At 37.0% G+C, this 2,323-nt stretch carries 1 protein-coding gene and 1 pseudogene; one reads left to right on the top strand and one right to left on the bottom strand.

The window, feature by feature from the left end:
• Nucleotides 1–1,643: SLC13 family permease (locus tag ACFIO3_RS11755; RefSeq protein WP_375704507.1), on the bottom strand; the 1,643-nt coding region annotated here is incomplete at its 3' end.
• A gap of 354 nt (nucleotides 1,644–1,997) precedes the next feature.
• Here ACFIO3_RS11755 and ACFIO3_RS11750 point away from each other — a divergent pair.
• Nucleotides 1,998–2,323: pseudogene (locus ACFIO3_RS11750) on the top strand (hypothetical protein); the annotation flags it as partial.

Raw genomic sequence — 2,323 nt, 5'->3', positions numbered from 1 at the left:
TGATGTCCGATAGGTGTAAGGAACTCACAACCTGCACCAATTGCAACAGCCATTAAAAAAGCTTCAGGCTTATAATGGAGAGAATGAGCAAAACTTGACGCAATTGGTGCTACCATCATCACTGTTGCTGCATTATTCAAAAATGGCGTAACCAACATAGCTGTCACCAACATAAGCGCTAAAGCACCGGATGGCGGGAAAAATATTGCCAATTGGCTCAGCCATTGACCAATGAGCTCCGTACATCCTGTTTTCTCTAACGCTTCACTCACTGGAATAAGAGCCGCTAATAGTACTAATATTGGACCATCTAATGCCTGATACAAATCACGCGCTGGCAAAACACGAAAGATCACCATTGCAGCAGCAGCAGAAAAGAAAGAAAAAGCAACTGGAACAATATGAAAAGCTGTAAAAATAATTGCTATAAATAAAATAGCCAAAGATATAAAACCATGTCGTAAATTTCCAAACACAATATTTCGTTTTGCTAGGGGTAAGCATTTCAATTCCCTTAACAAATTTGGAATAACTGCATCCTGTCCTTGCAAAACAATCACATCTCCAAGATGGAAAATAATATCATCAAGTCTTCCCCGCACCCTTTCATGCTGACGACTTAACGCAAGCAAATTTACATTATAGCGATCAAATAAGGAAAACTCTTTCGCACTAATACCGATAAGAGGTGAATTATGGGTGATGACGGCTTCAATAATATCAATATCACTGTCCTTATCACCTGCAGCAATAGTTCGCCCTTTAGAAAACTCTAAACGAGCAGAGTTCATCACGCTATCTAACCCTGTATGTGATCCTTCCAGCAAAATAATATCATTTTCAGACAAAACAAAATCTGGTAATGGTGAAATAGATACTTTGTTTCTGATGATTTGAATCACCATAACATCACCACTTGATGGCTTAACCAAATCAACAATATTTTTTCCCACAATCGGTGAATTTATTGGAATATGCACTTCTGCAACATAATTACGAATATCAATGGCATCATCAAACGATACACCTGAACGCACACGCACAGGCAAAAGCCAATAAAAAAGAACCAAATATAAAACACCAGCCGTCGCAATAACCGCACCAACTGGTGTAAAATCAAACATCGTAAAAGGTGTTCCTGCTAAGCGTTCTTGCATCGCTGAAATAACAACATTGGGAGATGTTCCTATCTGTGTCATAAGCCCCCCCAATAAAGAACCAAAGGCCATGGGCATCAAAAAGACAGAAGGAGAAACCTGAGAACGACGAGCAAACTGAAAAGCTATCGGAAGCATAATAGCCAAAGCACCAATGTTTTTAACGAACATTGATAACACGACAACAGAAATAACCAAAAAAGCTAATTGAAGACGCACCGATTTCACATCTGGCCATACCCGTTGAATAATAAATTCCATTATACCAGAGCGCGATACGGCCGTACTGACAACAAACACACTCCCCACGATAATAACGATATCATTACTAAAACCGCTAAAAGCTTCCTTCGGACTGACAAGACCAAGAGCACAAGCTATTAATAACGTACAAATAGCAACAAGATCATAACGAAATCGATCCCAAATAAAAACAACCATCATGAGACCAATGATCGAAAAAGCCATTATTTGATTTTCTGTCATAACACTTACCTCTCCCCATTAAATTATAATGAACAAGAACATATTTTTTATGTTTTAAATATTCCTATAAACAGCAGCAAGATAAAAGCAGACATCGAAATATTTTAGGATAATTTTAAAGTGATAAAAAATTATGATGCGCATAAACTTGCCTCTCCTTATTATGCGTGCTTTTCTATAAAGTGCTGAACCCAAAGAAAATTGATAAAAGTTGATAAAGCTATATTGCAAAAAAGATGAGAATAACTCTAATATAGAGCGTAGATAATTGTTGAAACTGGTACACGCTATATTTAAACCTTTGTCGTTGCTTAAAAGAATTTATCTTCACTCTCAATTCAAAGAGTGATAAAAATGAAAGAAGAAAGAATGGTCAATCTTAATAGTGGGTATCAAAGTAACCTCAGATATTGGCTCACTTGCATTATTGGATTTGTTGCTATCTTGGCAATTATAATGGTTGGTGGATTTTATATTGCAAAACCCTATCTTGACAGTTTTGTAAGAAAAGAAATAGCCCGTCATTCCATAAAAGCCGAAACATCTGAAGTAAGCATTCTAGGTAAAATCAATTTGAAGAATGTGACAATACCTGTTCCAGCTGGTACATCACTTAAAATTGGTGCCATTTCTGCCCGTCCTCCTCTTTCCTTTATTCCTGGAACTTTCACACTCTATAA

This window comes from Bartonella sp. AD328YNZD (assembly GCF_042196425.1).
This window is presented reverse-complemented; position numbering and strand designations above follow the sequence as displayed.